The following is a 6,000-nucleotide window of genomic DNA, read 5'->3' on the forward strand; positions in this document are numbered from 1 at the left end:
AATTAGTTAAAAGAATATCCCCCTCTCCACCAACGAAGAAGGGGGAAAATTCTACTTACATCCTAAAGACTCGCGAGTATCTACACCAGTTTTAGAATTAACACCACTTGCCTTAACACAAAGTTTTTTCACTTGCGTCCCATCTAAAATTGCATTTGTAAAATCAGCACCTGTGACATTTACATCATCAAAAATAGAACGCAGCATCATTGCATCAGTCAACACAGCATCACTTAAATCAGCATCTTTAAACTTTGTTAGATAGGCTATGCCTTCACTAAAATCAGCACCATGCAGATTTACTCCCTCCAGTAGGGTACCGTTAAACACACCACCACGTAAATCAGCATTGCTAAAATTAGCTTTCTCTAATTTGAGATTAGTAAACTCAGTGCCAACTAAACTTTGACCAGAGTAATCCTTGCCCTTGAGTTCATCATTACCTACAGAACGGGTAATACTGGAAGAACTTGCAGCTTGCGCCGATAGGGGAAACAAAAAAAGAACCATCGCTAAGACAAAGCTAGCTAAGAGTCGCCAATATTTCATAATGTCTTCTTAATAAATCTCAACACTTGCATCATTAACTATTAAACCTCACAGAAGAGGACAAAGGAGATGAGGAAGCAGGGAGAATAACCAATGCCCCAATTCGATACACAAGACTGTAAAACCAGAAAGCATCTCGTAGGATGATATATGTTGAGGTGCGATCGCAAAATTACCCGTGGCTAATCAAGAAGACAACGCCCAATCTCTGGCGCGAACCCCTTTATATCAATTGGGTGTAGAACTCAGAGCACGCTTTACCAGCTTTGGCGGCTGGGAAATGCCTGTGCAATTTAGTGGCATTAGCCGCGAACACGACGCTGTAAGAAATACAGCCGGAATGTTCGATATTTCCCATATGGGCAAATTTACCCTCCAAGGTAAAAACCTGATTTCTCAACTCCAGCCTCTAGTACCTTCCGACTTGAGTCGTTTGCAACCCGGTCAAGCACAATACACAGTATTGTTAAATCCCCAAGCCGGAATTATTGACGATATCATTATCTATTACCAAGGTGAAGACGCTACTGGTATACAGAGGGCATTCATCATAGTCAATGCATCAACCTCTGGTAAAGACAAAGCATGGCTATTGCAACACCTTGACCTGGATAAAGTGCAATTCCAAGACCTTTCACCAGAAAAAGCTTTAATTGCTGTGCAAGGGCCAAAAGCAATTAAATATCTCCAGCCCTTAGTGCAAGAAGACTTACAACCAATCAAAGCCTTCGGACATTTAGAAGCAACCCTACTAGGTAAACCTGCCTTCCTGGCCCGCACAGGTTACACCGGAGAAGATGGCTTTGAGGTGATGGTAGACCCAGATGTGGGGGTAGAATTGTGGCGAAGTCTCCATAAAGCTGGTGTTATCCCCTGTGGACTTGGTGCCAGAGACACCCTGCGCCTAGAAGCGGCAATGGCACTTTACGGACAAGATATCGATGACACCACCACACCCTTAGAAGCAGGTTTAGGGTGGCTAGTTCACTTAGATACCAAAGGCGATTTTATTGGTCGGGAAGTTTTAGCACAGCAAAAAACCGCTGGAGTTCAGCGCCGATTGGTGGGTTTGCAAACTCAAGGACGTAACATTGCCCGTCATGGCTATCAAGTGTTATCCGCAGGTAAAGTTGTAGCAGAAGTAACTAGTGGCACTCTGTCGCCTACACTTGGTTATCCCATTGCCTTAGGCTACGTTCCTACCCAACTAGCAACCGTCGGTCAACAGTTAGAAGTCGAAATTCGCGGCAAAGCTTACCCAGCAGTTGTAGTTAAACGTCCCTTTTATCGGTCAAAAAATCGTGTCGCCAACTGATAAGCGTCGAGGTTTTTGAGGAATAATGTGTTGTGAGTTACTCAATCTACAGTAAGGTTCATTACCAGATATGGCTTGGATGACTGTTGGGGCAATAATTTTTTTGACAAGGGAGAGGAAGTGATATGTCTTTTGAATATCCTCAAGATTTCAGATACTTGGATTCTCATGAATACGTGCGACTAGATGGCGAAATTGCCACTATTGGCATTACTGAGTTTGCCGTAAATGAATTGGGCGATATCGTCTTTTTGGAACTACCAGAAATTGGCGATGCTCTTACCAGAGGAGAAAACTTTGGCACAATTGAATCAGTAAAAGCCGTTGAAGAACTGAATTCACCAGTGACAGGCACAGTTATAGAACGCAATGAAGCCTTAATTAATTCTCCCGAAGAAGTGTCAGAAGACCCCTACGGAGAAGGGTGGTTTTTGAAAGTGCGCGTCAATGACCCTGGTGAAGTTGAGGATGCTTTGACAGCAGATGAGTATCGCGCCCAGGTGGAAGGAGAGTAGGGAGTGGGGGATGAGGGGACAAGGAGGACAAAGGGGACATGGTAAAAATTTTCTCCCTTGTCTCCACTATCTTCCTTGTCTCCCCCATCTCTCCTATCTCCCACTCCACCCGAAGATAAGTCATGAAATTTAGATGAACTGAAAAGTTACACCTACTTATCATGAGTATTTATTGCAAAATATTAAATAGTACCATCTGGAGAGTAATTTGTGGTATTGAACGCCCCTATTCTCAAGTCTAATGAGCAGCAAGTGTTGGACGAAAAAAGTCCAAAGTTAAGTAGTTTTGTGCCAAGACACATTGGTCCTAACTCTGATGACATCCAGCAAATGCTTAAGGTTTTGGGGTTTCCTAGCCTGGATACCTTAATCGACCAAACAGTTCCACAAGCAATTCGACTGAAGCAACCGCTAAAGTTACCAGAAGCAGAAAGTGAGTATGCAGCACTGACATCTTTAAAAAAAGTTGCTGCCAAAAATCAGGTTTTCCGCTCATACATTGGTATGGGATATTACGACAGTATTACCCCACCTGTGATTGGGCGTAACATCCTAGAAAACCCTGGTTGGTATACTGCCTACACTCCTTATCAGCCAGAAATTGCCCAAGGGCGACTAGAAGCGCTGCTGAATTTCCAAACCCTAATTATCGATTTAACAGGTTTGGAAATCGCCAATGCCTCGTTACTTGATGAAGCCACAGCCGCTGCTGAAGCGATGAGCCTAAGCTATGGTATTTGTAAAAATCAAGCAAATGCCTATTTCGTCTCTCGTGACTGCCATCCCCAAACTATCGATGTGTTGCAAACACGTGCTCAACCATTAGAGATTAAGATCATTGTCGGCGATCATCAAACATTTGATTTTGATCAACCTATTTTTGGGGCTGTTCTGCAATACCCTGCAAGTGATGGCACTATTTACGACTACCGCGCTTTTATAGAAAAAGCCCATGCTAAGGGTGCATTGGTGACGGTAGCAGCAGATCCTTTAAGTTTAACTTTGCTGACCCCTCCAGGGGAATTTGGCGCTGATATTGCTGTCGGTAGCACTCAAAGATTCGGTATTCCCTTGGGATTTGGGGGACCTCATGCGGCATACTTTGCTACAAAGGAAGAGTATAAGCGGCTAGTTCCAGGGCGAATTGTGGGAGTATCAAAGGATGCCCAAGGTAAGCCTGCATTACGTCTCGCCTTGCAAACCCGCGAACAGCACATCCGCCGCGAAAAGGCTACTAGTAATATTTGTACTGCACAGGTACTGCTAGCGGTGATGGCGAGTATGTACGCAGTGTATCATGGGCCTACTGGACTGAAGGAAATTGCTGAAAACATCCACTCTTTGACAGTGTTACTGGCACAAGGACTGAAGCGTTTGGGTTACAGCGTCGTTTCAGAATCTTTCTTTGATACGCTGCGAGTAGAACTGGGAACATGTAATTTAAAAGATATTCTAGAAGCTAGCGAACAGCTTCAAATTAACCTGCGGATTTTTGATGCAACTGCTGTTGGCATTTCCCTAAATGAAACAACTACACCAGAAGATTTAATCGACCTCTGGCAAATTTTCGCTGGTACAGATGATTTACCTTTTACCTTAGAAGAATTAACTTCTCCCTCTCTTCCTCATCTCCCCCTCTGCCGTACCAGTACATATCTCACCCACCCAGTTTTTAACCGCTATCACTCAGAAACTGAGTTATTGCGCTATCTGCACAAGCTAGAAAGCAAGGACTTATCGCTAACTACATCGATGATTCCCTTGGGTTCTTGCACAATGAAGTTAAATGCGACTGCTGAGATGATTCCGGTAACTTGGGAAGAATTTGGCAAGATTCATCCATTTGCTCCCTCGTCGCAAACACAGGGTTATCAAATCTTGTTTGAGCAACTTGAGGCATGGTTAGCTGAAATTACTGGTTTTGCAGGAATTTCTCTACAACCCAATGCTGGTTCTCAGGGCGAATATGCAGGACTTTTAGTAATTCGTCAATATCACGAAAGTCGGGGTGAAGCACACCGCAACGTTTGTTTGATTCCCACCTCGGCACATGGGACAAATCCAGCAAGTGCGGTGATGTGCGGCATGAAGGTGGTGGCAGTTGCTTGTGACTCACAAGGTAATATTGATGTTGATGACCTGAAGACTAAAGCAGAAAAACACAGCAATGAACTAGCCGCCTTAATGGTGACATATCCCTCAACTCACGGTGTTTTTGAGGAACCAATTCAGGAAATCTGCGCTATTGTTCATAGTCACGGTGGACAAGTTTACATGGATGGCGCAAACATGAACGCCCAAGTGGGAATTTGCCGTCCTGGAGATATTGGCGCGGATGTCTGCCATTTAAACTTGCACAAAACTTTCTGTATTCCTCATGGTGGCGGTGGCCCTGGTATGGGGCCCATTGGCGTTGCTTCTCATCTTGTGCCATTTTTGCCGGGACATACTGTTGTGAGGACTGGGGAGGAAATTTCTAATTCCCAACATATTGGTGCGGTTGCTGCTGCGCCTTGGGGTAGTGCTAGCATCTTAGTGATTTCTTGGATGTACATTGCGATGATGGGTGCAGATGGTTTAACCCAAGCAACTAAGGTGGCAATTCTCAACGCTAACTACATCGCTAAGAGACTGGAATCGTACTATCCGATTTTGTATCAGGGGAAAAATGGTCTAGTTGCCCATGAATGTATTTTAGATTTGCGATCGCTAAAAAAATCAGCTGCGATCGAAATCGATGATGTTGCCAAGCGTCTCATAGATTACGGTTTCCATGCGCCGACTGTCTCCTGGCCTGTAGGCGGTACAATCATGGTGGAACCTACAGAAAGTGAATCTAAGCAAGAGTTGGATCGTTTCTGTGATGCGTTGATTTCTATTCGCCAAGAAATTGCCCAAATAGAAGTTGGCAAGGTGGATGTCCAAGATAATGTTTTGAAAAACGCACCCCACACTGCCGAAAGTCTCATCACTGGAGAATGGAATCATCCTTATTCTCGTGAACAAGCTGCTTATCCTGCACCTTGGACTCGTGAACATAAATTCTGGCCGGCTGTTGGTCGCATTGATGCAGCCTTTGGCGATCGGAATTTTGTTTGCTCTTGTCTGCCAATGGATGCTTATTCGTAGTACCTCAGCGCTAACCGCCTTTCTGTAAACAGAAAGGCGGCTACTATTTGAAGTCTCGGAATAATGGTATGGATTTTGTTTCGTCCCAAGACACAAGATGAAAGATTTCTTTATTAATACTAATTCTCCATGAAGATGCAGGTAATATTTATTAAACGAACTACAAAGGAAGAGATAACTTAATTGACATCCTCCCGCCGCTAATCAGGAGTACCTGATATAGCGGGGGATTCCAAAGATCGCTCTTTGGACTTCCTCTTTCCGCGACCCGACTTACTTGGAGGAGTTTCCTCACCCACGCAGAGGTCGATGTCTCCAGAGGCGATTAACGTTCCTGTGTGCCCCACAGTACGGAGTCCAATTTCAAGAATATTCAGCGCTGCATTATGGTCACGGTCTAAGGCTGTTCCGCAATGGGGGCAGCAATGAGTCCTGGTACTCAAAGTTTTTTTGACAACCTCACCACAGTTAGAGCAATTCTGACTGGTGTAG

The 6,000-nt window shown here is 44.5% G+C and carries 5 protein-coding genes; 3 read left to right on the top strand and 2 right to left on the bottom strand.

Going from position 1 to position 6,000, the window contains the following annotated elements:
• Positions 1-51: 51 nt before the first annotated feature.
• Complete coding sequence (locus F8R90_RS26445; protein WP_196513143.1) at positions 52-549, bottom strand: pentapeptide repeat-containing protein; 498 nt, start codon at positions 547-549, stop codon at positions 52-54.
• Between the two features lie 178 nt (positions 550-727).
• Between F8R90_RS26445 and gcvT the strand changes: the two genes are divergently transcribed.
• From gcvT to gcvP, 3 genes are all read left to right on the top strand, one after another.
• Entirely contained in the window at positions 728-1,864 is a 1,137-nt protein-coding gene (gcvT, locus tag F8R90_RS26450; RefSeq protein ID WP_196513144.1) for a glycine cleavage system aminomethyltransferase GcvT, read from the top strand.
• Positions 1,865-1,989: 125 nt separating this feature from the next.
• Positions 1,990-2,379, top strand: a complete 390-nt coding sequence (gcvH, locus tag F8R90_RS26455; protein WP_190890731.1) for a glycine cleavage system protein GcvH — start codon at positions 1,990-1,992, stop codon at positions 2,377-2,379.
• A 210-nt stretch (positions 2,380-2,589) separates the two neighbouring features.
• On the top strand, positions 2,590-5,508 hold the full coding sequence (gene gcvP / locus F8R90_RS26460; protein ID WP_196513145.1) for an aminomethyl-transferring glycine dehydrogenase: 2,919 nt from the start codon (positions 2,590-2,592) through the stop codon (positions 5,506-5,508).
• Between the two features lie 200 nt (positions 5,509-5,708).
• Here gcvP and F8R90_RS26465 read toward each other — a convergent pair.
• Positions 5,709-6,000, bottom strand: a 292-nt coding sequence (locus F8R90_RS26465) for a zinc ribbon domain-containing protein (protein ID WP_196513146.1), incomplete at its 5' end; no start/stop codon positions are given.

Source organism: Nostoc sp. NZL, from assembly GCF_015714705.1.
Lineage (GTDB): Bacteria > Cyanobacteriota > Cyanobacteriia > Cyanobacteriales > Nostocaceae > Nostoc > Nostoc foliaceum_A.

Bases quoted from the DNA above. Each gene is read 5' to 3' on its own strand.
- F8R90_RS26445 (WP_196513143.1), bottom strand. From the start codon at position 549: ATGAAATATTGGCGACTCTTAGCTAGCTTTGTCTTAGCGATGGTTCTT.
- gcvH (WP_190890731.1), top strand. From the start codon at position 1,990: ATGTCTTTTGAATATCCTCAAGATTTCAGATACTTGGATTCTCATGAA.